The 26,113-nt window shown below is 70.3% G+C and carries 17 protein-coding genes and 1 pseudogene; 11 read left to right on the top strand and 7 right to left on the bottom strand.

Going from position 1 to position 26,113, the window contains the following annotated elements; translation table 11 throughout:
* The first annotated feature begins 10 nt into the window (after nucleotides 1-10).
* From ASF45_RS19170 to ASF45_RS19145, 6 genes are all read left to right on the top strand, one after another.
* Nucleotides 11-1,303: an O-acetylhomoserine aminocarboxypropyltransferase/cysteine synthase family protein gene (locus ASF45_RS19170; RefSeq protein ID WP_056666228.1), complete on the top strand. Its 1,293-nt coding sequence runs from the start codon at nucleotides 11-13 to the stop codon at nucleotides 1,301-1,303.
* A gap of 183 nt (nucleotides 1,304-1,486) precedes the next feature.
* Nucleotides 1,487-1,966, top strand: a complete 480-nt coding sequence (locus ASF45_RS19165) for a rhodanese-like domain-containing protein (RefSeq protein WP_056666225.1) — start codon at nucleotides 1,487-1,489, stop codon at nucleotides 1,964-1,966.
* Nucleotides 1,967-2,014: 48 nt separating this feature from the next.
* Nucleotides 2,015-2,923 carry a serine O-acetyltransferase EpsC gene (epsC, locus tag ASF45_RS19160; RefSeq protein WP_056666222.1) on the top strand — a complete coding sequence of 303 codons (909 nt, stop codon included), beginning with the start codon at nucleotides 2,015-2,017 and terminating at the stop codon, nucleotides 2,921-2,923.
* Nucleotides 2,924-2,934: 11 nt separating this feature from the next.
* Nucleotides 2,935-3,204 (top strand): helix-turn-helix domain-containing protein, encoded by a 270-nt coding sequence (locus ASF45_RS19155; protein WP_056666219.1) that lies wholly within the window; start codon nucleotides 2,935-2,937, stop codon nucleotides 3,202-3,204.
* A gap of 61 nt (nucleotides 3,205-3,265) precedes the next feature.
* The gene (locus ASF45_RS19150) at nucleotides 3,266-4,204 is read left to right on the top strand and encodes a family 2A encapsulin nanocompartment shell protein (RefSeq protein WP_056666216.1); all 939 of its coding nucleotides are present in this window, start codon (nucleotides 3,266-3,268) and stop codon (nucleotides 4,202-4,204) included.
* Between the two features lie 187 nt (nucleotides 4,205-4,391).
* The gene (locus ASF45_RS19145) at nucleotides 4,392-6,386 is read left to right on the top strand and encodes a family 2A encapsulin nanocompartment cargo protein cysteine desulfurase (RefSeq protein ID WP_056666212.1); all 1,995 of its coding nucleotides are present in this window, start codon (nucleotides 4,392-4,394) and stop codon (nucleotides 6,384-6,386) included.
* A 111-nt stretch (nucleotides 6,387-6,497) separates the two neighbouring features.
* Here the strand turns inward: ASF45_RS19145 and ASF45_RS19140 are convergent, their stop codons facing one another.
* Together ASF45_RS19140 and ASF45_RS19135 are read right to left on the bottom strand one after the other, a co-directional pair.
* Nucleotides 6,498-6,878 carry a response regulator gene (locus tag ASF45_RS19140; protein ID WP_056666209.1) on the bottom strand — a complete coding sequence of 127 codons (381 nt, stop codon included), beginning with the start codon at nucleotides 6,876-6,878 and terminating at the stop codon, nucleotides 6,498-6,500.
* 272 nt (nucleotides 6,879-7,150) lie between these two features.
* A complete protein-coding gene (locus tag ASF45_RS19135) occupies nucleotides 7,151-7,867 on the bottom strand; it encodes a Crp/Fnr family transcriptional regulator (protein WP_056666986.1) in 717 nt (238 codons plus the stop codon).
* 275 nt (nucleotides 7,868-8,142) lie between these two features.
* On the opposite strand from ASF45_RS19135, the pseudogene ASF45_RS36550 reads away from it, so the two are divergent.
* Nucleotides 8,143-8,478 (top strand): annotated as a pseudogene (locus tag ASF45_RS36550) (helix-turn-helix domain-containing protein); the annotation flags it as partial.
* 1 nt (nucleotide 8,479) lies between these two features.
* On the opposite strand, the gene ASF45_RS19130 reads toward ASF45_RS36550, so the two are convergent.
* On the bottom strand, nucleotides 8,480-12,928 hold the full coding sequence (locus ASF45_RS19130; protein WP_056666206.1) for a CheR family methyltransferase: 4,449 nt from the start codon (nucleotides 12,926-12,928) through the stop codon (nucleotides 8,480-8,482).
* Nucleotides 12,929-13,334: 406 nt separating this feature from the next.
* Between ASF45_RS19130 and ASF45_RS35460 the strand changes: the two genes are divergently transcribed.
* Nucleotides 13,335-13,514 (top strand): hypothetical protein, encoded by a 180-nt coding sequence (locus ASF45_RS35460; protein ID WP_156473094.1) that lies wholly within the window; start codon nucleotides 13,335-13,337, stop codon nucleotides 13,512-13,514.
* Nucleotides 13,515-13,596: 82 nt separating this feature from the next.
* Here the strand turns inward: ASF45_RS35460 and ASF45_RS19125 are convergent, their stop codons facing one another.
* Nucleotides 13,597-13,872 (bottom strand): DUF1488 family protein, encoded by a 276-nt coding sequence (locus ASF45_RS19125; RefSeq protein ID WP_056666203.1) that lies wholly within the window; start codon nucleotides 13,870-13,872, stop codon nucleotides 13,597-13,599.
* 349 nt (nucleotides 13,873-14,221) lie between these two features.
* On the opposite strand from ASF45_RS19125, the gene ASF45_RS19120 reads away from it, so the two are divergent.
* A complete protein-coding gene (locus ASF45_RS19120; protein ID WP_056666200.1) occupies nucleotides 14,222-14,428 on the top strand; it encodes a hypothetical protein in 207 nt (68 codons plus the stop codon).
* Nucleotides 14,429-14,474: 46 nt separating this feature from the next.
* The gene (locus ASF45_RS19115) at nucleotides 14,475-14,672 is read left to right on the top strand and encodes a hypothetical protein (RefSeq protein ID WP_156473093.1); all 198 of its coding nucleotides are present in this window, start codon (nucleotides 14,475-14,477) and stop codon (nucleotides 14,670-14,672) included.
* Nucleotides 14,673-14,679: 7 nt separating this feature from the next.
* Here the strand turns inward: ASF45_RS19115 and ASF45_RS19110 are convergent, their stop codons facing one another.
* A complete protein-coding gene (locus ASF45_RS19110) occupies nucleotides 14,680-22,860 on the bottom strand; it encodes a GH36-type glycosyl hydrolase domain-containing protein (protein ID WP_056666195.1) in 8,181 nt (2,726 codons plus the stop codon).
* An 11-nt stretch (nucleotides 22,861-22,871) separates the two neighbouring features.
* Complete coding sequence (locus ASF45_RS36545; protein ID WP_063887723.1) at nucleotides 22,872-23,087, bottom strand: hypothetical protein; 216 nt, start codon at nucleotides 23,085-23,087, stop codon at nucleotides 22,872-22,874.
* A 335-nt stretch (nucleotides 23,088-23,422) separates the two neighbouring features.
* On the opposite strand from ASF45_RS36545, the gene ASF45_RS19105 reads away from it, so the two are divergent.
* Nucleotides 23,423-23,812 carry a hypothetical protein gene (locus ASF45_RS19105; protein ID WP_056666192.1) on the top strand — a complete coding sequence of 130 codons (390 nt, stop codon included), beginning with the start codon at nucleotides 23,423-23,425 and terminating at the stop codon, nucleotides 23,810-23,812.
* 170 nt (nucleotides 23,813-23,982) lie between these two features.
* Here the strand turns inward: ASF45_RS19105 and ASF45_RS19100 are convergent, their stop codons facing one another.
* Nucleotides 23,983-26,079, bottom strand: coding sequence for an ATP-binding protein (locus tag ASF45_RS19100; RefSeq protein ID WP_082551131.1), 2,097 nt, complete (start codon nucleotides 26,077-26,079; stop codon nucleotides 23,983-23,985).
* Nucleotides 26,080-26,113 lie beyond the last annotated feature (34 nt).

Below are 26,113 nucleotides of genomic sequence, written 5' to 3'. Positions count from 1 at the left end.
AAGGAGACCCATGTCCAAAGACTGGAAATTCGAGACCCTGTCCGTGCATGCCGGCTACTCGCCGGACCCGACCACGCGCGCCGTGGTACCGCCGATCTACCAGACGGCCGCCTACGCCTTCGACAGCGCGCAGCATGGCGCCGACCTGTTCGACCTCAAGGTGCCGGGCAACATCTACACGCGCATCATGAACCCGACGCAGGACGTGCTGGAGCAGCGCGTGGCGGCGCTGGAATGCGGCATCGCGGCGCTGGCCCTGGCCTCGGGCCAGGCGGCCGTGACCTACGCGATCCAGACCATCGCCGAAGCGGGCGACAACATCATCAGCAGCACCGCGCTGTATGGCGGCACCTACAACCTGTTCGCGCACACGCTGCCGCTGTCGGGCATCACCACGCGCTTCGCCGACCACCGCGACCCCGCCAGCTTCGAGAAGCTGTTCGACGGCCGGACCAAGGCCGTGTTCGTCGAGTCGCTGGGCAACCCCGCCGGCAACGTGACCGACATCGCCACCATCGCAGAAATCGCGCACCGCCATGGCGTGCCGCTGATCGTGGACAACACCGTGCCCTCGCCCTATCTCAGCCGGCCGATCGAGCACGGCGCCGACATCGTCGTGCACTCGCTGACCAAGTACCTGGGTGGCCATGGCAACAGCATCGGCGGGGCCATCGTCGACTCCGGCAAGTTCCCCTGGGCCCAGCACAAGGAGCGCTTCAAGCGCCTGAACGAGCCCGACGTGAGCTACCACGGCGTGGTCTACACCGAGGCCCTGGGCCCGGCCGCCTACATCGGCCGCGCGCGCGTGGTGCCGCTGCGCAACACGGGCGCGGCGATCTCGCCGTTCAACGCCTTCCTGATCCTGCAGGGCATCGAGACGCTGGCGCTGCGCATGGACCGCATCACGGCCAACACGCTGGCCATCGCCCAGTACCTGCAGGGGCACGCCAAGGTCGGCTGGGTCAACTACGCGGGCCTGGAGAACCACCCCGAGCATACGCTGGCGCGCAAGTACCTGCGCGGCACGGGCTCGGGCATCCTGACCTTCGGCGTCAAGGGCCAGGGCGGCGCCCGTGAGGCCGGCGCGCGCTTCCTGGACGCCCTGGGCCTGTTCACCCGGCTCGTCAACATCGGTGACGTGCGCTCGCTGGCCACGCACCCGGCGTCCACCACGCACCGCCAGCTCTCGCCCGAGGAACTGGCCAAGACCGGCGTGAGCGAGGAGACGGTGCGCCTGTCGGTCGGCATCGAGCACATCGACGACCTGAAGGCCGACCTGGAGCAGGCACTGGCAGCCGTCTGAACACGCAGCACGGCATGGGCCGCACCCGGTCCCCGTCAGGGGACTGCGTGCGGCCTTTTCCATGGCCGCACGCTTATACCTTGGGGTTCTTTGAAAACGAGAAAACAGTCGTTTGTTCTGCGCGGCATGCCCCCTACATTCGTTTCACCCCATCCCGCAACGCACAGTCCCCAGGAGTTTTCGATGTCGTCCGATCTCGCAGAAATCGTCTTGCCCGCCGCCCTGGAGCATGCCCGTGCGCAGGCCGCGGAGCAGGGGCTGTCCTACGCCGGCGGCGTGACACCGCAGCAGGCCTGGCAGCTGCTGCAGGACGGCGCCGCGCAACTGGTCGACGTGCGCTCGGCCGAGGAGCTCAAGTTCGTCGGCCAGGTGCCCGGCAGCCAGCACGTGGCCTGGGCGACGGGCACGGCGCTCACGCGCAACCCGCGCTTCGTGCGGGAGCTCGAGGCCAAGCTGGCCAAGGCCGGCGGCAAGGAAGCCACGGTGCTGCTGCTGTGCCGCAGCGGCAAGCGCTCGGTGCTGGCGGCCGAGGCCGCGGCCAAGGCCGGCTTCGCCAACGTCTACAACGTGCTCGAAGGCTTCGAGGGCGAGATCGACGCCAACGGCCAGCGCGGCCATGGCGACGGCTGGCGCTTCCACGGCCTGCCCTGGCAGCAGGACTGAGCGGCGCTGGGCGCCCCCCCGATCTGCCAACACCAACAAGGAACAACAGTGGCCCAGTTCGAAGTCGGAGAAATCGTGCGCGCGCTGCATGGCGTGCGCGACGAATGGCGTGCCGCGCAGAAGCGCTCGCGCGAACCCGGTGGTCGCGAGTTCCCCTCGCGCGATGCGTTGGCGCGCACCATCGAAGGCCTCAAGGGCGTGCTGTTCCCGATGCGGCTGGGTCCACCGGATCTGCGCGTGGAGAGCGAGGACTACTACGTCGCCAACGAGCTCGACACCGCGCTGCACGTCTTGCTGCAGCAGGCCCGGCTCGAACTGAACTACGCACACCGCCACGCGCCCCTGGCGGCCGAGCAGATCGACCGCCGCGCGCACGATGCCGTGAACGCCTTCGCCGCGAGCCTGCCCGCCACGCGGCGCCTGCTCGACAGCGACGTGCTGGCCGCCTTCCATGGCGACCCGGCGGCCGGCAGCGTCGACGAGGTGCTGCTGTGCTACCCGGGCGTGCTGTCCATCATCCACCACCGGCTGGCGCACACGCTGTACGGTCTGGGCCTGCCGCTCCTGGCGCGCATCATCGCCGAGCTGGCCCATGCGCAGACCGGCATCGACCTGCACCCGGGCGCCAGCATCGGCGCGGGCTTCTTCATCGACCACGGCACGGGTGTCGTGATCGGCGAGACGGCCGTGATCGGCCAGCGCGTGCGCATCTACCAGGCCGTCACGCTGGGCGCCAAGCGCTTTCCGACCGATGGCGACGGCAAGCTCAGCAAGGGCTTGCCACGCCATCCGCTGGTCGAGGACGACGTGGTCATTTACGCCGGTGCCACCATCCTGGGCCGCGTGACCATCGGCGCCGGCGCGGTGATCGGCGGCAACGTCTGGATCACCGACGACGTGCCGCGCGGCGCCAGCGTGACGCAGGCCAGCCTGCAGAACGCACCGCTGCCGCGCTGAGGCTCTGCGCCATGAGCACCCTGGTCGAGCATTTCGGCATCGCCGTGCGCCAGTTGCGCGAGCAGCGCGGCTGGTCGCAGGAGCATCTCGCTGCGCTGTCGGACCTGAACCGCAGCTATGTCGGCGAGATCGAGCGTGGCCGCGTGATCGTCTCCATCGTCACCGTGCAGAAGCTGGCCGTGGCGCTGCAGCTGGAGCCGGCCTCGCTGCTGGCGCGCGGCGAACAGGTGGCTTCCGTGCGGCGTGCACACCACGACGCCTTGGCGGCTATAGGCGGTTGAGACCGCTGCCGGCGCGCCAGACACTGGCCGCCGTTCTGTTGTGTACACCCCTGGAGTTTGAATGACTGCAACCGTAGGCGGCACTGTCGCCCTGGGCGATAGCGCCGCACGCCAACTGGCCAATGCCACCAAGACCGTTCCCCAGCTGGCGACGATCACGCCGCGCTGGCTCACGCACCTGCTGCAGTGGGTGCCGGTGGAGGCGGGCATCTACCGCCTGAACAAGGTCAAGAACCCCGAGGCCATCAAGGTCACCTGCACGGCCAAGGAGTCCGAGAACCAGCTGCCGCGCACCTTCGTCGACTACGAAGAGCACCCGCGCGAGTACTTCCTCAATGCCGTCAGCACCGTGCTGGACGTGCACACGCGCATCTCCGACCTCTACAGCAGCCCGCACGACCAGATCAAGGAGCAGCTGCGCCTGACGATCGAGACGATCAAGGAGAACCAGGAAAGCGAGCTCATCAACAACCCGGACTACGGCCTGCTGGCCCAGGTCACGGACGAGCAGCGCATCTTCCCGCTGAGCGGCGCACCCACGCCCGACGACCTCGACGAGCTGCTGACCAAGGTCTGGAAGGAGCCGGCCTTCTTCCTGGCGCATCCGCTGACGATTGCCGCCTTCGGCCGCGAAGCCACGCGCCGCGGCACGCCGCCGCCCACCGTGAGCCTGTTCGGCTCGCAGTTCATCACCTGGCGCGGTGTGCCGCTGATCCCCTCGGACAAGGTGCCCGTGGCCGACGGCAAGAGCAAGATCATCCTGCTGCGCGTGGGCGACAAGCGCCAGGGCGTGGTCGGCCTGTTCCAGCCCGGTCTGCCGGGCGAGCAGGGCCCCGGCCTGTCGGTGCGCTTCATGGGCATCAACAACCACGCCATCGCCTCCTACCTGATCTCGCAGTACTGCTCGCTGGCCGTGCTGACGCCCGACGCTCTGGCGGTGCTAGACGACGTGGAGATCAACCGCTACCACGACTACTCGGTCCTGGACACCTACAAATGAGTCCCCCCCGTTTGGACGGACCCACTGCGTGTAGCCGTCCAATACCCCCCAGGGGGCGCACCCAGCGGCCTGGCAGAGCCAGTTCCGCGGGTGCACTTGCATGGCCTGGTCCGCGGCCACCTGAACCATTGATTGCGTCGGCCGCTGTATGCGATGCGTCCGACGCGCACTACCCGAGTTCGTCCACATGACCATCGCTTCTCTGCCGTCCCAGGCTGTGGGGCCGGAGGCGCCGATCGATCCCGCGGTGCTCGCGCGCATGGCCAACGCCTTGTTCGCGGCCCTGCCGGGCACGCCCCCTTCGTCCGTGCCCGCATTGGGTTCGGCGGGCGTGCCGGCCGGCGTGCAGGCACCCGTGAACATCGCGCCGCCCGGCTCGCCCCTGGTCAGCCCGGCGGGCTTCGGCCCCTCGGTGCCTGGCACGCCGTTCCCGCAGGGCATCGCCCCGGGCGCCAACCTGCTGCCGGCCTCGCCGACGCCGCTGGCATCGCTGGCCCACCGTGCACCGGCGCTGCTGCCGCACGCCCAGGCCGGCAACGGCCTGCCCGACACCGTGGTCACCGCCTTGCCGGCCTACGAGCCGCGCGTCGGCGGGGCCGCGCTCGGCGTGCCCGAAGCCTCCGGTGCCACGGCCCAGCAGTCCGCCACGCACCCGGCCACGGGCGCCGTGCCGTATTACTTCCTCGACACGTCGCATGGCCATCCTGCGGCTGGGGGCGCCGACCCCGGCCGTGCGGCCGATCCGCTGGACGCGCTGGCCGGCCTGCCGTTCACGGGCCACGCGGCGCCGCCGCAGGCCGCCGGCATTCCCGCCGGCGCCGGCGTGCCGCAGGCCACGCCCTCGGTCGAGCCGAAGTTCTACTTCGTCGACGCGGTCGTGCTGCCCGGCGGCTATGTGACGCCGGCCAAGCCTGCGCCCCACGGCACGGCGCCGGTGGCCGACCAGGGCCGCCACCCGGCCTTCGACGTGAACGCCGTGCGGCGCGATTTCCCGATCCTGGCCGAGCGCGTCAACGGCCGCCAGCTGGTCTGGCTCGACAACGCTGCCACCACGCACAAGCCGCGTTCGGTGATCGAGCGCATCAGGTACTTCTACGAGCACGAGAACTCCAACATCCACCGCGCTGCGCACGCGCTCGCAGCCCGCGCCACGGACGCCTACGAAGGCGCGCGTGAACGCGTGCGCCAGTTCATCAACGCGCCCGACGTGAACGAAGTCATCTTCGTGCGCGGCACCACCGAGGCCATCAACCTGGTGGCCAAGAGCTGGGGCGCCCAGCACGTGGGCGAGGGCGACGAGATCATCGTCTCCCACCTGGAGCACCACGCCAACATCGTGCCGTGGCAGCAGCTGGCGTCCGCCAAGGGCGCCAGGCTGCGCGTGATCCCGGTCGACGGGTCGGGCCAGGTGCTGCTGGACGACTACAAGAAGCTGCTCAACGACCGCACCAGGATCGTGGCCGTGACCCAGGTGTCCAATGCGCTGGGCACCGTGGTGCCGGTCAAGGAGATCGTGGAACTGGCGCACCGCGCTGGCGCCAAGGCGCTGGTCGATGGCGCGCAGTCGGTCTCGCACATGCGCGTGGACGTGCAGGACATCGGCGCCGACTTCTTCGTCTTCTCCGGCCACAAGGTGTTCGGTCCGACCGGCATCGGCGTGGTCTGGGGCAAGCGCGAGATGCTCGAAGACATGCCGCCATGGCAGGGCGGTGGCAACATGATTGCCGACGTCACGTTCGAGAAGACCGTGTTCCAGCCGATCCCGAACACCTTCGAGGCCGGCACCGGCAACATCGCCGACGCGGTGGGCCTGGGTGCGGCGATCGACTACGTGAACAAGATCGGCATCGAGAACATCGCGCGCCACGAGCACGACCTGCTGGCCTACGGCACGGAGCGCCTGCGCGAGATCCCGGGCCTGCGGCTGATCGGCACGGCCAGTGAGAAGGCCAGCGTGATGTCCTTCGTGCTCAGGGGCTACAGCACCGAGGAGGTGGGCAAGGCGCTCAACGCCGAGGGCATCGCCGTGCGCACCGGCCACCACTGCGCCCAGCCCATCCTGCGCCGCTTCGGCGTGGAGACCACGGTGCGGCCCTCGCTGGCGTTCTACAACACGTTCGGCGAGATCGACCAACTGGCCACCGTGGTGCGCCGGCTGGCGTCGCAGCGCCGCGCGGGCTGACGCGGGGGCAGGGCGGCGCGCCCGGCGCACGAGCTGCTTCGTCGGGCAGGTGCGTCCCTGAGAGGCACCCGTGCGTCTGGATGCCGTGGTGCCCCGGTGAGACGCCCGCCATCAGTGGTCGGGCTCAAACCGAAGCGCGCAAAAGTCGAAGAAGGCGTCGAGCTGGGTCGATTTGTCGAACATGCCGTCGGCGCCGAGTGTCCGGCACTCCTCCCGCATCCTTGGCGTTGCATAGTTGCTGAGCACCACAACGACGCGGCCCACGCGGCGTCCTGCACAGGCGCGCAGCACATCCAACCCCGAGCCCTGCTTGAGAAAGAGGTCGACGACGGCCAACTGCCATGTGCCGTCCTGCGCGCCGAGCGCGGCGACCGCTTCACTGGCGGTCTCTGCCACAGCCACGACCTCCATGTCGCCCAATTCCGCCATCGTCGGAATCAGGGCATCCCGGATGGCCTTGCTGTCTTCGACGAGGATGGTTTTGATGGACATGCCACATTACGCGTGCCGTCGCCAGCCTGCAGCGTAGTCCGACGCGCCGACAGACCGTCAAGGTCGAGCAATGGAAGCCTGGGACGTTTGCCGACAGGGTCCAGGCGGCGTCAACGGCGCGTCATGCGCGCCCGTGCTCGCCTGGCCGGCCCGATGTCTCCTCGTGGCATCGCCGCTACGCCGTTGCGGCAACGCACGCACCTTGTGTGGCCACGGCATGCATGACGGCCGGAATGCCCCCATGCGGGCCGCTTGTGGAGGCCTGGGCGTGCTCACGCAAAAGCATCGACCTGGCACCGCTCGCCTGCCGCATAGCAGCTGCAGGCCATGGCTTGCAATCCGCGCCGGTCCAGCACGGTGAAGTTGCCGCGCCGGTAGTGGATCAAGCCGCGCCGCTGCAAGGCTCCTGCCGCCGCCGAGACGCCGGCACGCCGCACACCGAGCATGTAGGCCAGGAAATCCTGGGTCACCGGAAAGCTGTCGGCATGGGCGCAGTCCTGCGTCATCAGCAGCCACCGCGCCAGGCGCGGTCCCAGCAGGTGGAAGTGCAAGCACCCCGCCGAGATCGCCGTCTGGGCCATCTGCACATACACATACCGGTGCAGCACATCCGCCAGCGCGGGGCTGCGGGCCATCTCTCTGCGCAAGCTGCGGCTGTCCACCAGCAAGGATTCACCAGCGCCCTGCACCAGCGCGTGCAGCGGAGCGGTCGTCACACCCAGCACGACCTGCGCACCCAGCATGCCTTCGCTGCCCACCATGCCAACCTCGACGCCGCGACGGCCTTCGACCATGGCCACCATGGAAATGAATCCCTGGATCGGAAAGTACGCATGGGACATCGGTACCCCGGGCTCGCAGAGCACCTCGGCGGCCCGCAACTGCACCGTTTCGCAGCACGCGAGCAGGCGACGGCAGTCCGAAGGTCCCAGCCGGGCCAGCAGGCGGTTCTGCGGTGTGGGCTGCAGTGGTGCGGCAAGGGATGTCATGTCCGCAGTCTGGCCCGAGGTCTGCCGCTGTTCCGTCTGCCCGCGCACATAGCAAGGCCATCCGGCACGCAACGCATGCGGGCGCATCTGCGATACCGTGCATGCGCGGCCGGTGTGGCCACGTCCAAGCTGCACGCAGCTTTGCTTCTGACGGACCTGCCCCCGTGCAATCCGGTCCGATTGCGCGCAGCGCACAGCGCGACCCGCTGCACAAGCGCTTGACTTCGACGCGTCCCGGCGACGAGAGGCGCAGTGGGAACCCCTGGCCCCACGCACTGGCGCTCTTGCTGCGCCATGTGCAGGCACTGATCACGCAGATGGCGCAGACGGCGGCCTGCAACCGCCACCACCGCGTCGACCGGCAGCTGTGCCGTTGGCTGCTGCTGCGTCTGGACCGGCTGGACGGCGACGAGATCGCCATGGCGCAGGAGTTGATTGCCGACATGCTGGGCGTGCGCCGCGGGCGCGTCACCGCAAGCGCGCTGAAGTTGCAGAAAGCCGAGCTGATCCGCTACGCGCGCGGCCACATCACCGTGCTGGATCGGCCCGCGCGCGAAAGCCGTTCATGCGACTGCTATGCGGTGGTCAAGAAGGAAGACGACCGGCTGCTGCTCAACGGCCTGCCGCACTGGGCGCAAGAGCCTGCGTGGCAGGCTCGCCTTGCGCGCTCGCGTCACGGCCCCGCAGCGGCGCGTCCGCGACCATCTCCGCCAGGACGTCCAGATCGACAGGTTTGACCAGATGCCGGTCGAACCCCGCGGCCTTCGATCGCGCGAGGTCCTCCGGTTGCCCATAGCCGGTCAGCGCGATCAGCGTGGCACCCGATGTCGCAGCGCTTCCCCGCAACACGCGCGCGACCTGGTAGCCGTCCATGCCCGGCAGGCCGATGTCCAGCAGGACCACGTCGGGACGCACTGTGCTGGCCTTCTCCACTGCCTGGTCGCCGTCGTACGCGATGGACACCAGGTGGCCGTCCAACTCCAGCACCTGGGCCAGGGCGTCGGCGCCATCGACGTTGTCGTCCACGACCAGGACGCTGCGCGCGTGCGGGCCCTTGCGTCCGCGCGGCACCGCGTCATGCAAGGATGGCGCGGCCCGGCGTTCGAGCAGCGGCAGGAACACGGTGAAAGTGCTGCCGGTTCCAAGCCCCTCGCTGTGGGCGTGCACGCTGCCGCCGTGCAGCTCGACCAGTTGCTGGACCAGCGTCAGCCCCAGTCCCAGTCCGCCCTTGGCACGGTCCAGCGTCGTGTCGGCCTGTGCGAACAGGTCGAACACGCGTGGCAGCATCTCCCGCGAGATGCCCGCGCCGTTGTCCTCGATGCGCACGCACACCCGGTCGTCGGCCGGCGCGACGGTCAGCGCGATCGTTCCCTGCTCGTCCGTGTACTTGGACGCGTTGTTCAGCAGGTTGGCAAACACCTGCGTCAGGCGCAGCAGGTCACCCTCCACCATCAGGTCGGCGGGGCACTGCACGGTCAATGTCTGGCGGCGTGCACTGACCAGCGTCTGGCTCATCTCGACCGCCCGCTGCACCACCACCAGAAGTTCGACGGGCGCCACGTCCAGTGTCAACTTGCCGCGCGCGATACGGGCCACATCCAGCAGGCCGTCCAGCAGCTTGGCCATCAGCTCGGCCTGACGGTCGATCACGCCGACCGCCCATTCGGAGCGGGCATCCGGCAGGCCAGCCCTGCCCAGGATCGTCACGGCACTGCGGATCGGCGCCAGTGGGTTGCGCAGCTCGTGCGCCAGCATGGCCAGGAACTCGTCCTTGCGGTGGTCGGCATCGACCAGCTGCATCTCGGCGCGCTTGCGGTCTTCCACGTCCACCATCAGGGCGACATAGCCTGCGAACGCACCGGACCCGTCGGCGTGCGGAACGCTCATGGAACGCATCCACCGGTAGGCGCCGTCGTGGCGTCGCAGGCGGATGTCACTGTCCAGGGCACGCTGCTCCGCCTGTGCCGCCGCGTACTCCTGCAGGTAGCGGTCCCGGTCCTGCGGGTACACGAACTCCAGCCACCCGTTGCCCACAAGGCGCTCGCCGGACTGGCCGACGAACTCGATGCAGCTGCGGTTGAGGAACTCCGTGCGACCGGCTGCGTCCTCGACCCGCAACAGCGCAGGGATGTCGTCGGCGAGGCGACGGAAGCGGATCTCGCTCTCGACACGCAGGCGCTCCGAGATGTCGCGCTCGGTGAACAGCAACGCATGCACCGCACCCAGGGCGTCGCGCAGTGCCGTGGCCGACATCGACACCGTGGCAACCCGGCCTCCCTTGGTGAGCCGTTGTACATCCACCGGACCCAGAGCGCCGTCGGCGATACAAGCGGCCAGGGCATCCACGGCCAGGTCCGAAGCCTGGGTGGCAGGCGCCGAAAGCTCGGCCACCGCGGTACCGATGACCTCTTCCCGGCGGTGCCCGTAGATGCGCTCCGCACCCTTGTTCCACGACAGGATGCGCCCCTGCGGGTCGCAGCTGTACACGGCATCGTTGGAATCCTCCAGGATGGTCGCCAGCTGGACGACCTGCCGCGCAGCAGCACGCAGGACTGTCACATCGACAAAGGTCACCACGACGCCTTCGATGCGGCCCTGATAGCCCACGTACGGCAGGATCCTGCGCAGCCAGGTCGTCGCCCACTGGCCCGGCACCTCCGCCTCGACGGACCCGCCGCTGCGCAGCACGGCCAGGGCATCGTCGAACAGTGCTGTGTCGTGCACGGCTGCCGCCATGTCGCTGAGCGGGCGGCCCTCGTCCCCGGCGCGCAGCCGGAAGAGCTCTCCTGCCAGGGGGGTGAAGCGGCGCAGCCGCAGCTCCGGATCGAGCAGCAAGGTCGCGACATGCGTGCTGTCCAGCAGGTTGCGCAGGTCGTCGGCGTTGTGCAAGGTCTCGGCGATCTTGTCCTCGAGTTGGGCATTGACCGTCGACAGCTCCTCATTCAAGGCCTGCAGCTCCTCTTTGGAGCTTTCCAGCTCCTCGTTGGAGGACTGCACTTCCTCGTACAGGGACGAGACCTCTTCGTTCGCGATGCGCAGTGCGTCGTTGGTGCGTTCGGCATCTTCCAGGGCCAGGGCCAGCTCCTGCCGGTTCTCCTGCATTTCCGCGTCCAGCGACAGCAGCACCGGGCCGCCTTCGTCTGCCGCGCCGGCCTGCCCCATGGGCGCGACGGTGAACGTCACGACCAGCATCCCGTTCGCTGCCGGGCCGTCGATGCTTTCGGCCTGCAGGCCGATCTGCTGGCGCACCGACGGGTCGCGGCGCGTCGGCAAAGCCAGGCTGCGCCGGGCAGGCCGTCCGCCCTCGGCGACCTGCCGCAGCAGGTGGCGTGCGGAGGGCCGCAGCTCCTTGCGCAGCAAACGCAGCAGTTCCAGGCTTGCGTCGCCCTGGGGCTCCAGGAAGCGCGCCGTCTCACCCAGGAAATAGAGCGCCCTCCCGTCGCGATCGACCAGGATGGCAGCCGCCACCTTTCGGCCGGCGATGTGCTCGCGCAGGACGTCCGCCGCCGAGCGCAGCCGCAGGTCTGCGCCGCGGGGCCCTGCGGCAACCGCCGAGAACATCTTGGAACTGAAAACACCGGGCAGGAGCGACCGTCCGCCGATGCGCCGGTACAGCCGCAAGGGGCCGGAGACCTGCTCGAAGAGCGACGTGTGGGCAGGCGCCAGCGATTCCGCCTTGCCAAGCCACAGCAGCCCGCCCGGCTTGAGCGCGAAATGGAACAGCTGGAAGACCCGCTCCTGCAGGCGCGGTTCGAAGTACATCAGCAAGTTGCGACAGCAGATCAGGTCGAGCCTGGAAAACGGTGTGTCCTGGGCCAGGTTCTGCGGCGCGAAGGTGACGGCATCGCGCAACTCTTTGCAGACCGCGAACATGCCGCGCCGGCGCTCGAAGAACCTCTCCAGCCGCTCGTCGGCGACGGATGAGACGATGCTGTCGTCGTACAGGCCCTTGCGCGCCACGGCGAGCGCTTCACCATCGATGTCGGTGCCAAAGACCTGCACCGGCCCCTCGATCTCGTGGCGAGCGAACAGATCGAGAAGCACCATGGCAATCGAGTAGCTCTCTTCACCCGAGGAGCACGCAGGCGTCCACACCCTGAACGAAGCATCGGTCCGGGGCAGTTGCGCGACCAGCGGCGCGAGGACCGTCTGTTCCAGCGCCATCCACACATCGGGATCGCGAAAGAAGTTGGTGACGCCTATCAGGAACTCCGAGCTCAGCGTGCTCGCCTCGTCCGGAGAATCCGTGAGCAAGCGCAGGTAGTCCGCTGCATGCGCACAACGGGTCACCGAAATGCGTCGCTTGAGACGGCGCTGCAGCATGCCAGGGCGGTACTGCCGGAAATCACTGCCCGTGCGCGCCAGCACCAGCTCCAGGATCTCGCGCAGGACCGACGATGCCGACTCCGAGAAGATCGGCGCCGCGCGCAGTTCGCGCTCGGCGTTCTGGACGCCCAGGAAATCGGACAGGGCCGATGGAACCGCAGCCGGGGGGAGCACCAGATCCACGGTGTGGGCGCCGATCGCGCTGTTGGGCATTTCGGGAAACTCTGCCGTGGCCGGGGTCTGCACGATCGTCAGTCCGCCAACCGCACGGATCGCCTTCAGGCCGACCGTGCCGTCGTGGTCGGTGCCGCTGAGCACCACGCCAACGCAGCGCTCGCCCGCATCCTCCGCCATGGAGCTCATGAAGAAATCGATGGGCTTGGGCACCGGCCGCAGTTGCTGCGGCACCGGATCGAAGAAGACCTTGCCCTGGTGCAGGCCCATGATCCTGCCCGGCGGCATCACATAGACGCGACCGCCCTGCAGACGTTCGCCACCCACCGCATCGGCGGTCGGCAGGGATCCCGCACGGCCCAGCAGATCGGCCAGATGGCTGACATGGTCGATCGACAGGTGGGTGATCACGACATAGGCCAGCTGCGGATCGGCCACGGCAGCGGCGAAGAGCTGCCGGAGCGCCTCCAGGCCACCTGCCGACGCCCCGACGGCCACGTAGGTCAGCAGCCGCTCCGGTGCGTCGTCGGCGTCATCGGACAGGAACTCAGTGCCATCCAAGAGAGCGCTCCTCATCACATCTGGTTGGGGGGACATGCAGCATGCGCAGTTCTGCGCCTGGACGGTGTTGCCAACCGTCGCGCGACGGCCTGGCCGGGATTGCGAGCCGGGCCTGGAACACGGAAAGCAGAGGCGGCGCGTGCTGCACCGCTGCCGAAGCGCCACCCGTCTGTTCCCGATCTGTGGCGCAGCCTGTCGGAATGCAATGGCAAAGCGCATGGCCGGCGGCACGGATGCCAGCGATGAGCGCGGAGTGCATCGAACGCCCACTGTCGCCGCATGCCGGCGCAGACGGCGCGCCGTCCGACGTCGGGTCGGTCGGGTACCGCACGCCTGGCGCCAGGCGCGGAAGTGCACGATGTTCCGGTGGGTCGAACAGGCCTGCACCGGACTCACTGGAACGACGATGACATCTACACGACTGAAGGCCGACATGCCGCTGGGGCCAGCGCGGCCCGCCACGGTGCTGCCAAGAACCCACGTCAACAGCGCGATGCGGCTGCCCTACATTCCAGCCGCCGAACCGGCCGTGCGGCCGGGCTCCAACGACCATCGGCGCTACGCGACCAAGGGCAACCCCACATGAACAGGCAGGCATGCCGAGCCGCGCGGGAGTGACCTGACCGCGAACTGCTGCTGGATGGCATGCTGTCGCACGGCCTGCCGCGCTAACGCCCGGTGCCGGCGCCTGGCCGCGGCGCGATGTCTGCATCGCGCAGCAGGATGGGCTCTGCCGAGCCTGCGGCCACGCGGCGGCGCACGGCGCTGTCGATCTCTGCAGCGTTGTCACGGTAGGTCTCGAGGGGATCGTCGTTCACCGCCAGCGGGCGGTAGCGGTAGTGCAGTGTTTCCTTCCTCACCATGGCGCCAATCGGCGCCTGGTCCAGCTGCACCCAGAACCGGACCGTGCCGGAATCGCCATGAAAGTACGCTTCTGTCGACATCTTCTTCCCTTTCACTGCAAGGAGACATGCTCCCCGGCACTGCAAGGAGACATGCTCCCCGGCACTGCAAGGAGACATGCTCCCCGGCGTCTGCGACACGACGGTCAGGCTCAGCATCGCGTGCGGCCTGAGCGGGCCAGCTTCGCAGCAGGCGCGGCAGAAGCCGCCGCCACAGGCGAAGACACGACATCCGACCGGACCTCGAGGGCCAACACGGTTCCTCTACCCATGCTGCGCCCGCGGCGCCGGCCCATCTGTACGCCGCCGCACATACACCCTGTGCGATGCCGCACAGACGCAGGGGCACCACGCGCTACGGTGGAGTCTCCGAACCGGCCAAGGGGTGTCCATGTCCAATACCGAACTCGCCGCGCGGGTGCTGATCCAGCGCTATCTGCGGCACCGCAAGATTCCCCGCTTGATGCATGACGCTGCGGTCGTGATGGTGCAGTCCAGGCTGCAGAAGGGCACGCTGCCCTACCTGACCGACTGGATGCGAAACGACATCGACAACCGGGCCGAGCCCGCCAGCGCAGATGTGCAGCCCGGCCACTGATGCCGCCAGCGACGGCGCCGCTGCGCCAGTGGGCACGGACGTGCGCATGCTGAGCGACGCGGACCTGATCCACCGGTTCAAGCTGGTGTGTGCGCTGGAGCGGTCTTTGCATGTGCCATGCGCAGATGCCGGCGTGCACGCAGCCATCGCCTGCGCCGCCAGGCACAACAAGGTGGACATGGAGAACATCGTGGAAGATCTGGTGCGCCGCGTGCGGCAGCGCGGGCAGGCAGTGCCGCGCTGAACCGGCATCACGCAGGTGGCACCGCATCGATCCGCAGCACGGCGCTCAAGGGCAACTGGCGCCAGTCGATCCACTCGCCCGCCGCGAGGTGCTGCACGGGCGCCGCAGCCACTGCAGGCTCCCTTGCATACTGCAGCGTGATCCGGTGCGCGCCCAGCCGCAGCGCCAGCTCGAAGCCCGGCCAGTCTGCCGGCACGCAGGGCGTCAGGCGCAGCCGTTCGCCCCGCACCTGCAGGCCCAGCAGCGTCTCCACCGCCGCGCGGTGCATCCAGGCGGCCGATCCCGTGTACCAGCTCCAGCCGCCGCGGCCGACGTAGGGCGGCGCGCTGTAGATGTCGCCTGCCATCACATAGGGCTCGAGTTCATAGGGCGGGCCGCGCTCGGCGTCTGCGGCGCGGTGCGCCGCGCTGAGCCCGCGCCAGCTGCGCCAGGCGGCTGCGCTGTCGCCCAGCTCGGCCTGGGCCATCAGCGCCCACACGGCCGCATGCGCGTACTGTCCGCCGTTCTCGCGCACACCGGGCGGGTAGGCCTGGATGTAGCCAGGGTTCGGCGTGGACTGTGCGAACGGTGGGTGCAGCAGGCGCAGCAGCCCGGCGTCGGCATCGACCAGTTCGGCCTCCACCGCGGCCATGGCAGCCTGGGTGTAGCGCGGCTGCGAAGCGCCCGACAGCACCGACCAGGCCTGCGCGATGAGGTCGATCCGGCATTCCGCGTTGGCGCTCGATCCGAGCGGGGTGCCGTCGTCGAAGAAGGCGCGCCGGAACCAGGCGCCGTCCCAGCCGGCGCCGTGCAGCGCCGTGATCCAGCCCGCGCGTGCCACGCGCCAGCGCCGGGCCCGCGCGTGGTCGGCACGCGCATCGGCGTACGGTGCGAAGCCCTCGACCACGCTGCACAGGAACCACCCCAGCCACACCGATTCGCCACGGCCGGCGTGGCCGACGCGGTTCATGCCGTCGTTCCAATCACCCGACCCCATCAGCGGCAGGCCATGCGCGCCCGTGGCCAGGCTTTTGTCGATCGCGCGCGCGGCGTGCTCGTAGATGCTGGCCGTCACCGCGCTGGGGGTCGGGGTGGCGTAGAGGTCTTCTGCGCCAGGCGGGACTGGCGGGCCGTCGATGAAGGCGACCTGCAGGTCGAGCAGCCCGGCGTCGCCGGTGGTCTCGACATAGCGCGTGCACGCCAGCGGCAGCCACAGCAGGTCGTCCGAGAAATGCGTGCGCACGCCGGCGCCACCCGGCATGTGCCACCAGTGCTGCACGTCGCCCTCGGGGAACTGGCGCGCCGCGCAGGCCAGGATCTGCGCGCGCAGCCGGTCCGGCTCGCACAGCGCGAACGCCATCGCGTCCTGCAGCTGGTCACGGAAGCCGGAGGCGCCGCCAGCCTGGTAGAAGCCGGCCTTGGACCAGATGCGGCACGACAGCGTCTGGTACAGCAGCCAGCGGTTGACCAGCACATCGAACAGCGGGTCGGGCGTGCGCACCTGCACGCGGCCCAGCAGCCCGTCCCAGAAGCCGCGCACGCGCGCCAGTGCCGCCGCGACGTCCTGGTGCTGCCAGCGCCGGGCCAGGGCCATGGCGGCGTCGGCCGTGCCGGCATGGCCCAGCACGAAGCACGCCACGACCTCGCTGCCGGCTTCCAGCACGGTCTCGGCGGCCACTGCTCCGCACGCATCCAGCCCGCTGCCCTGGCGCTGCGCCAGCCGTTCCGGCAGTTCCAACGCACCATTGGCCCCGAAGAATGCGCCGCGCTCGCAGCTCCACTGCAGGCCGCCCAGCCCGGTCAGCATCAGGAAGGCGGTGGCGCCACCGAAGCCGGCGCTGGACTCGCGCTGCTGCGCGAACACGGCGGGCAGCGCGTCCGGCTTCCAGGTGTGCACGGTGCGGCGCTGGCCGCGCGCCGCACCCAGCTGCCATTCGGCCAGCGCCAGCACGCGCAGCCGGCGTCGGCCGCTGCCGGTATGGCGCACGCGCACCTGCACCAGCTTCACGGCATCGTCGCGGTCGGCGAAGAAGGTGGCCTGCAGCACCAGCTGCTGGTGCTGGCACGTGAAGATGCTGTAGCCCTGGCCGTGCTGCACGCGGTGCACGGCCTGGCGGTCGGCGTTCGCCGGCAGCAGCGGCAGCACCGCGCCGGTGTCCAGGTCCTGCAGCAGGTAGTGCTCGAAGGCGGTATCGCACACCGGATCGTTGGACCACGGCGTGAGCTGGTGCAGCCGGCTGTTGACGGCCCAGGTGTAGCCCACGCCCGACTCGGACACCTGGAAGCCGAAGCCACTGTTGGCGATCACGTTGACCCAGGGCCTGGGCGTGGGCTGGTCGGCGCCGATGTCGACACGGTACTCGCCGCTGGCCACGTCGAACTCGCCGCTGGATGCAAAGGTCGGCGTGGCCGCCGGTGTCGCCACCGGTGCCACCAGCCAGGGCAGCGCAAGGCCCGTCGCCGCACTTTGCTGGTCGGGGGCGGCGCTTTCAGCAGCCTCGCGCAGCGCGGCCACCTGCAGCTCCAGCGGCCGGCCGTCGGCCGTGAACACGGCCCGTGCCAGCGCGGCCAGCGCCGCCTGTTCGCGCGGCGTGAGTTCGCGCTCGCGCAGCAGATGGAAGTCGGCTGCGTCCTCCCGCGGAAAGCTGTGGCGCACCTGCAGCGCCACCGCGCTGCGCAAGGCCTCGATGCCGCGCTGCAGCGGCATGGCATAGGAATCGGGCTCGCCATTGAGCACCACCACATCGCAGGCCACGCCGCCGAAGCCCCACCAGGGCTGGGCGCGCAACAGGGCATGCAGCAGCCCCATGCCGAGCGGACCGTGGATGCGCACGAGCACGATGGGCTTGTCGCCGGAGATGCCGAAGCGCCACAGCGCGCGCAGGTCGACCAGGCCGCGCTCCCGCGTGGCGCGCGGCGTGGTGTAGGTGAGGATGGTGGTCAGGTCCTGCAGCGCGAAGTCGCGCTGCGGATCGGCGCCCAGGTCGCGCAGGCGCACCTGCGCCAGCGTGGCAGACAGCCGCGCGGCCCGCTCGACCTGGGTGGGTTGCAGGTAGCGGTCGATGCTGGGGTACAGGCCCTCCAGGCTGTCGCCGGCCGTCGTGCCGAAGGTGAGGCTGGCCGTGGCGCCCGGCCCGATGCTCAGCCGCACGCGCAGGCCGGCGATCGGGTCCAGGCCGGTGCCGGGCTGGCCGTCGGCCCCGCTGGGCTGCGCGTGCAGCGCCGGCCGGGCCAGCGTGCGGTTGCGGCCGATGAACGCACGGCGGTCCGTCAGGCAGTCCACCGACAGGATGCGGCCCTCGCTCGCGCCGAGGAAATGCGCGGCGGCCACCACCGGCTCGCCAGGCAGGCGCGGCCGGCGCTCGAGCAGCAGCGCCTGCCATTCGGGCTTCCAGTGCGCGCGCACGAAGAGATTCGCGAACGCCGGGTGCGCTTCGTCGGCCTTGGGGTTGGACAGCACGGGTTCGAAGCAGGAGATGAGTTCCAGCGTGCGCGCGACCGCCCCCTCGTTGTGGACGGTGACGGTGCGCAGCTCGGTGTCGTCCTCGGGGCTGATCAGCACCAGGGTGCGCAGGCGCAGGCCGTCGCCCTGGGCATCGAACTGCACCCGGTCGGCGAGGAACAGGCTGCGGTAGACCCAGCCCTGGCCCGGCGCCGGCAGCGCGGTCAGCGATGTCGGGGCCAAACGCCCGCTCTCGCATACGTACAGGAAGCTGCCGTGGCTGTCGCGCAGCGGATCGTCGCGCCAGCGGCTGACGTTGAACGCACGCCAGCGGCTCACGCCGGCACCAGTGGGCCGCAGCGCCACCGTGTAGCGGCCGTTGGACAGCAGTTGCGTGGGCAAGAAGCCGCGCACGCTCGGGTCGATGCTGCGCGAACGGAACGCGGCAGCCGCCTCCTGGCCCTGAGGTTCGGGCGGTGTGCGTGGATCGGCGCTGCCGATGATCTGGCGCGGCGTGCGCTCGTGCAACAGCGTCGCGTGGGCCCGCACCAGCGGTGCAGCCGCAAACCAACGCCTGGGCGCGGCCTCGCACAGCAGGTTGCACAGTGCCACCAGCGCCATGCCCTGGTGGTGCGCCATGAAGTTGCGCACCACCGTGACGGGCTGGCCCGCGAGCTGGCGCGCGGCGGTGAAGTCCAGTGCGTCGAAGAAGCCGAAGTCGCCGCGCCCGCCCAGCGCCTGCAGCCGCTGCAGGTTGGCCAGGGCCGCCTGCGGTGCCACCATGGCCGCCATCACGCTGGCATAGGGCGCCACCACCTGTTCGGCCAGCGGCGTGCGCCGCAACGCCAGCCGCGGCACGCCGAACGGTGCGTACTGGTAGGCCAGCGAGTGGTCGCGTGCGGCATAGGCCGATTCCGACACCCCCCAGGGCAGGGCACGGGCGCGCGCGAACGCGCGCTGCGCCTGCACCGCCGCACCGCTGGCCCCGCGCAACAGGCTGCCGCGCGGCTCGTCCATGACCAGCAGCGGCATCAGGTACTCGAACATCGAGCCCGACCAGGACTTGAGGCCCGCGCGCATGCCCACCGGCAGGAAGACGCGCCCCAGCGCCGACCAGTGGCGCCGCGGCACATCGCCCTTGGCGATGGCCAGGAAGCTCAGCAGGCGCGCTTCCGAAGCCAGCAGGTCGTAGTAGCCGGCGTCGAGCGTGTTGTCGTCGGCGCGCAGGCCGATGTGGAACAGATGGCGCTTGCCGTCGTACAGGCCGCGGAAATCCATGGCGGCGCACAGCGCTTCGCAGCGCAGGGCCTGCGCCCGCAGCACCGCAGCGCTGTCATGCCCGTCGCTGGCGAGCAGGCGGCAGGCCTGCGCGACGGCGACCAGGTGCCCGGCCAGGTTGCCGCTGTCCACGCTGGAGACGTAGGCCGGCGCCAGCACCTGCAGCGTGCGGGTCTCATACCAGTTGTAGAGATGGCCGCGGTGCTTGTCCAGGCGTTCCACGGTGTCCAGCGTGGCTGCCAGGCGCTGGGCCAGGGCGTCGCGGTCGATCCAGCCGAAGCGCTCGGCGCAGCAGGCCGCCAGCAGGTACATGCCGATGTTGGTCGGCGAGGTGCGGTGCGCCAGCACAGGCTGCGGATCGATCTGCAGGTTGTCCGGAGGCAGGTGGTGGTCGTCGGGGCCCACCACCTGCTCGAAGAAGCGCCAGGTGTCGCGGGCCAACGTGTCGGCGTAGGCCCGCTCGGCTGGCGTGAGCGCAGGGGCCGGGCCGGTGGGCACGCGGCTGCCCCACCAGGCCAGCAGCGGCGCGCAGGCCCACAGGCCGAGCATGAGCGGGCCCAGCAGCGGGTGCGGGCCGCGCGCCGCCGCCGCCGCGGCCAGTGCCAGGCACAGCAGCGTGGGCAGCGCGTCGATGCGCAGGAAGGGTGCCAGGCCCTGGCCGGCCTGCGCCTGCGCCTGCGCGGCGGTGGTCCACTCCAGCAATCGGCGCCGGCTGACGGTCAGCCGCCACAGCGAGCGCAGCGCCGCATCCAGCGACAGGCGGCTCTGGGCTGCCAGCTGCACGAACTGCCAGGCCGCGCCGCCCACGGCACGCGCCAGTTCGGTCGCGCCAGCAGCGAAGAAGTGGCGCCATGCGATGCCGCGGCGCGTGGGCACCAGGGCCGCGAGCGCCCCCAGCAGCGGTCCCAGCGCGAAGGCGGCCGCGACGCAGGCCGTGGCCCAGCCCAGCGGCACCGCGCGCGTGAACAGCGCCAGCACCAGCAGCGCCACGCAGACGGGGGCCAGCAGCGCACGGCGCAGGTTGTCCGCCATCTTCCACAGGCCCAGCGCGTCGATGCCGAAGTGCCGGGCCTGCCGCATCAGCGGCAGCAGTTGCCAGTCGCCGCGCATCCAGCGGTGCAGGCGCGCCGCGGCCACGCCCGCGTGGTGCGGATGCGCCTCGACGAACGCCAGGTCGCTGACCAGCGCGCAGCGCGCCAGTGTGCCTTCGAGCAGGTCGTGGCTCAGCACCGCGTCGTTGGGCAGGCGCCGGTCCAGCGTGGCGTGCAGGGCCCGCACGTGCAGCAGGCCCTTGCCGCTGAACGAGCCGCTGCCGAACAGGTCCTGGTAGATGTCGGACGCGCCGGCGCTGTAGGGGTCGATGCCGCACTGGCCGGCGAACAGCCAGTGGAAGGGCGAGCGTTCGGCCCGCGCCGGCAGCGGCGCCAGGATGCGCGGCTGCAGGATGCCGAAGCCGGCCGTGATGCGCCGCGTGTGCGCGTCGACGACCGGCGCATTGAGCGGGTGCGCCGCCACGGCCACCAGTTCACGCAGCGTGCCCGGCGGCAGGATGGTGTCGCTGTCCAGCGTGACGACGTAGGCGATGCGCTCGGCCAGGCGCTGGCCCGGTGCCAGCGGAAAGAAGCCACGGTCTTCCCCGATGGCCAGCAGGCGCATCAGCATCTCCAGCTTGCCGCGCTTGCGCTCCCAGCCGATCCAGCGCTGCTGCGTGAAGCACCAGCGGCGCGGCCGGTGCAACAGCGCGAAGCGCGGTGGCTCGCCCGGCCCGGGAGGATGGCGCCGGTTGAGCGCGGCGATCTCGCCCAGCGCGGTGTCCAGCACCGCCTTGTCGGCGGGCAGGGAGGCCGTGTCGGCATCGGGCCAGTCGGTCAGCAGCGCGAACTGGGCATGGGTTTCCCGGTTGGCCAGCCAATGGCGTTCGAGTGCCTGCGCCAGCTCGGCCGCTGCAGCCGGCGAGCCCAGCAGCGCCGGCACCACCACCAGCACACGGTGCAGCGGCGGAATGCCGTCTGCAAAGCTCAGGCGGGGCAGCGGCTCGACGCGCGCGGATTCGGCCACCAGCCGGTGCAACAACGCCATCACCGCCTCGAACAGGGGCATGGCGAACAGCACGGCCGCCACTGCCAGCAACCAGGGCGGCGCGGCCGGGTCGCCGGGCTGCAGCCGGTGCCAGCCCAGGCCCAGCAGCAGGGCGGTGCCTGCCGTGGCAACGAGCAGGCACAGCGCCAGCGTGGCACCGGATCCGAACCGCAAGCGCAGCCGGGGGCCCGTGCCGCCGGCTGGCGGCGGCGCCAGCTGCTGCAGCAACGCAGCGCGGCCGTCGCCGAACAGGTGGTAGCCCGCGGTGGCCGCTGCCGCGCGGCTGCTGTCCTCGACGGCCCCATCAGCCCGGCCGGCGGCCAGGGCGCGCTCCACCACCGCCTGCGCCACCGTGCGCTCGGTCTGGCGGCTGTTGCGCGCCAGCTGCTCCAGCGCACCGGTGATCTGCTGGCGCGTGCGCTCGCTTTCTTCGCTGAAGCTGGGCAACTGCCGCAGCACGCGCAGCGGGCGGCTGATCGGGTCGATGAGGTCGGCCCATTCCACCTGGCCGACCAGGCGCAGGGTGGTGATGATGTTGCCGACCGTGAGGTTCGTCGACGCCTGCTCGCCTTGTACGCGGGCCAGCAGCGCGGGGCCGTCGCCGCAGTGGCGCTCGGTCCAGTCGCGCACCGGCGGTGGGTCGTCGCCGCGCTCGACCGGCAGGCGCTGCCACAGCTGCGTGAGATAGGCGGCGCGCTGTCCGATCCCTTCCATGCCGGCGAGCAGCGCGTCGAGCTGGGGCAACGAGAGATCCGCCGCTGCATCCCAGACCGCATGGGCGACTTCGCGTGCCACCTTGCTCTCGGCGATGCCCTGCGCCACCCGGCGCAGGTTCTCCAGCAGCACCACGCGCAAGGTGGTGGGCAGCGCCCAGAGTTCGCCGGTGCCGAGTTCGGCGACGTCCTGGTAGGCCTCCAGGAAGCCGGTGAACAGCGCCTGGTCGAGCACGCTGTCGGTGTGCGCTACGTAGGCCCAGGCAATGCCATACACACGCGGCAGGCCCGCCAGCGGCGGTGCGGACAGCTTGGGCAGCTGCGCGTAGTACCGGCGCGGAACACCCTCGCGGATCTGCTGCAACTGGGCTTCGACCAGGTGGAAGTTGTCCAGCAGCCATTCGGCCGCGGGCGAGATGTAGTGGCCGTTCTGCGATGTCAGCGCGATGTAGTCGAAGGCGCGGCGCAGCGCACCCAGGTTCTCGGCGACCCGCGGGAAGAACCCGGTGCCGCGCGGCACCTTGCCTGGCGGGTACACCGTTTGCGCATGGGCGAGGCTGTGGCCGTGCTCGGCGAAGCGCTGCACGCCGAACAATTCGGCACGCACATGGACGGCCGCGGGGACACAAGTTCTGTCCAGCAAGTCACGCGCATAGCGGCTGAGGCCGGGCAGGCCATCGATCAAAGGACGCGTCAAACGGCGTCGGCTCAACGGAAGGCGGCGAGCGCGGCGAGCAGCAAGGCCCCCAGGCAGGCCACGGTGACCAGGCGCCCTGCCGTGGCAACCGACACACGCTGCAGCGCGCCGGCGAGGCCGAACCAGTCGCCACGCGCTGCCTTGCACTGGAGCATGTGCGCGGCCATCTGCGCGGCGTCGCGGCCGATGGCATCGGAAGAGAGTTTCTGTGAAGCGAATCGAGACATGCAAGTACCCAGTGCGGTGAATCGGTGCGCCGCTGAGCAAGCCGGGCAGGTGTTGCCAACCGCCTTGCGCGCGGCGCGTGCACCGCCCGTGCGGACCGGTCTCAGGAGGTGGCGACACGCGCCATGAGACGCGCAAACCCGGCCAAGCGATGAAGCGACAGCTTGGGGCCGGCGCACGGTCCCGTCGGTGCGGTAGCGAACATTCGGCGTGCACGGCCTGGCATCCCAAGAGAACAGGCCGACCATGCTGCGGACAATGCCAATGCGCGCGGACACGTGCCGACCGATTCAGGCGCACCATGGGGCCAGGCTGTCCGCAGCCGATGGAGCCGAACATGGAACTCAACAACTATCTGCTGCATGCTTTGCTGATCGCTGCATGCATCCCGATCCTGGACGTCATTGCGACGTGGTACTACGCGTTCGGTGTCCGGAGCAGGGAGGCGCTGGGCCGGGATGCGCTGGCGGGCCGCAGCGCAGCGCCTGACAACGCGCCGTTGGACGCCCCCGAGGCCAGCGCGCCGGCGCCTTCGAGCGCCGGCGCCGCGCCGCCTTCGGACCTGGCCGCGCAGGTGCACCGATTGGGCGTCGGTTTCAACGGGCGGCAGTTCACCTTCGCGGGCCAGGCCTACGACAGTGCGGCGGATGCGGTGGCCTATGCGGACAGGGTGCTGAGAAGGAGCAATGCACTGAAGGAGCGCATGCTTGGCGTGAAGAACGGCTGACATGCGGACGCCGCGGCGCGGGCGCAGCGCGGCCTGCCGCGCGCGCGACCGCGATCGGGTTCACGCCGGTGGTGTCGGCGTCTGGATCGTTGCGATTGCCGACGATGTGAACCACGGCACGTCCGCCCCGGCAGAACCGGCCAGGCAGACCAGCACCCGCACGCGACGCTTCATGCAGACCCGTCGTGGCGCAGCGTGCTGCGTGCCGGTGGCTGCGGCGTGAGCCAGCGGCCCAGCAGTTCGAGCAGGTCGTCGGGCGCCACCGGCTTCGTCAGGTGGGCGTCGAAGCCGGCCGCCGCCGTTCTCTCGCGGTCGCGCTGGGTGCCCCAGCCGGTCAGCGCCACGATGCGTGCCTGAGCGAGGCCCAGGTCCTGGCGCATCCGTGCCGCCACCTCGTAGCCGTCCATCTGCGGCAGCCCCAGGTCCAGCAGCACGATGTCCGGCGGCCACTGCGCGGCGGTTTCCAGCGCACGGGGGCCGTCGGGCGCGCCCCGCACGGCGTGGCCTTCCGCTTCGATGAGTTCCACCAGTGCAGCCAGTCCATCGACGTTGTCTTCGACCACCAGCACGCGCCCCTTGGGCTGCACGGTGCCGCGGCTGCCCGCTGCCGTCGCGGCAACCTGTGGCGCTGCCGCCAGCGGCAGTTCGATCCAGAACGTGCTGCCCTGGTGGAGCCCGGCACTGCGCACGCCGACGGCACCGCCGTGCATGTCCACCAGGCGCTTGACGAGCGACAGGCCGATGCCCAGCCCGCCATGGGCCTTCTTGCCGGTGTGCGGCAACTGCGTGAACATCTCGAAGACGCGGTCGTGGTCCCCCGGGTCGATGCCCAGGCCGTTGTCCGCCAGCGCGATGTGCGCCTTCCCGTCCGCCACCCTGACCGACAGGCGGATCTCGCCTTGGTCGGGCGTGTACTTGGCGGCGTTCGTCAGCAGGTTGGTCACGGCCTGCACCACGCGGGCCGGGTCTGCGTCGATCCATGCGGGCGCCTCCGGAATCTGCACGGAGAGCCGGTGCCGGGCGCGCTCCATGGCCGGCGTGACGGCTTCCAGGGCCTGGGCCACGAGCGGTCCCAGCGCGACGACCTCGCGCTTGAGTTCGACCAGGCCGCGGTTGATGCGGGAGACGTCCAGCAGGTCGTCGATCAGCCGCACCAGGTGCCTGGCCTGCCGCTCGATGACGGCGCGCGAGCGCGCCTGGTCCTCGGCGACCTGTGTGCGCTGGAGCAGGGCCAGGGAGAACAGCATCGGGGCAATGGGGTTGCGCAGCTCGTGCGCCAGCGTGGCCAGGAACTCGTCCTTGCGGCGGTCCTGGTCGCGCAGGGCCGCGGCGTCGCGCACCCGCTCGATGTGGACCCAGCAGCGGTCGACCACGTCCGTGATGATGCGCAGGTCGTCCTCGGTCCAGCGGCGCGGATGCGCCTGGTGAACGGCCATCATCGCCACCAGCCGGCCGGCCTTGACCAGGCCGGCGCAGACGATGGCCTTGATGCCGATGGCGTTGAACATGCGGCCGCCGCCTTCGTCGCCCAGCTCGGCATCGACATCGTGCACGACCAGGTGCCGGCCGTTGCGCAGGTTGGAGGTGGCCTGCGGCCCGAACAGGTCGAGCGTGTAGACGCCGACACTGGAGGGCACGCCGGGGCGCGACCAGTCGCTGCGGATCGTGAAGCGGTTGTTGTCGGCCGCCACGTCGGCGTAGGCGCAGCGCGTCGCATCCAGGTGTTCGCCCAGCAGCCGGGTGGTGACCTGCATGACCTCGCCGGGATCGGTCAGCGTTCGGGTGGCGCGCTCGATGCGGTCCAGCAGGTGCAGGCGCTGCTGCGCGATGCGCTGCAGGGCTTCGGCCTCCTTGCGCCGGGTGATGTCGATGGCCGTGCCGATCGCCCGCCTGCAGATGCCGGCCTCGTCGAACAGGCCCCGGCCCTTGGCGGCGACCCAGCGCACCACCCCGTCTTCCTTGCCGACCGTGCGGTACTCCACGTCGTAGATCGCGCGCAGCGCGGGGTCCTGGGCGTCGGCGAAGGCTTGGAGCACCGCGTCGCAGTCCTCCGGATGCAGGCCGGAGACGAAGTCATCCAGGGTGGCCGGCGCATCGGCAGAAATGCCGAACATGGCCTTGACCCGCGCCGGCCAGTACAGCGTGCCGGTGACGACCTCCACGTCCCACAGGCCGACTTCGGCCGCGTCGACGGCCAGCCGCAGTTGCTCCTCGCGGTCTTCGAGCGACATGTCGCTGTGCGGAACACCGCTGCGTGTTGCATTCATGGAGGGCGCTTCCGTGGCTGGTCTGCCGGTGCCG

Origin of the sequence: Pseudorhodoferax sp. Leaf265 (genome assembly GCF_001422365.1) — a bacterium.
GTDB lineage: Bacteria > Pseudomonadota > Gammaproteobacteria > Burkholderiales > Burkholderiaceae_C > Pseudorhodoferax.
The sequence above is the reverse complement of the archived record's forward strand: the minus strand, read 5'-3'. Positions and strand labels throughout refer to the sequence as shown.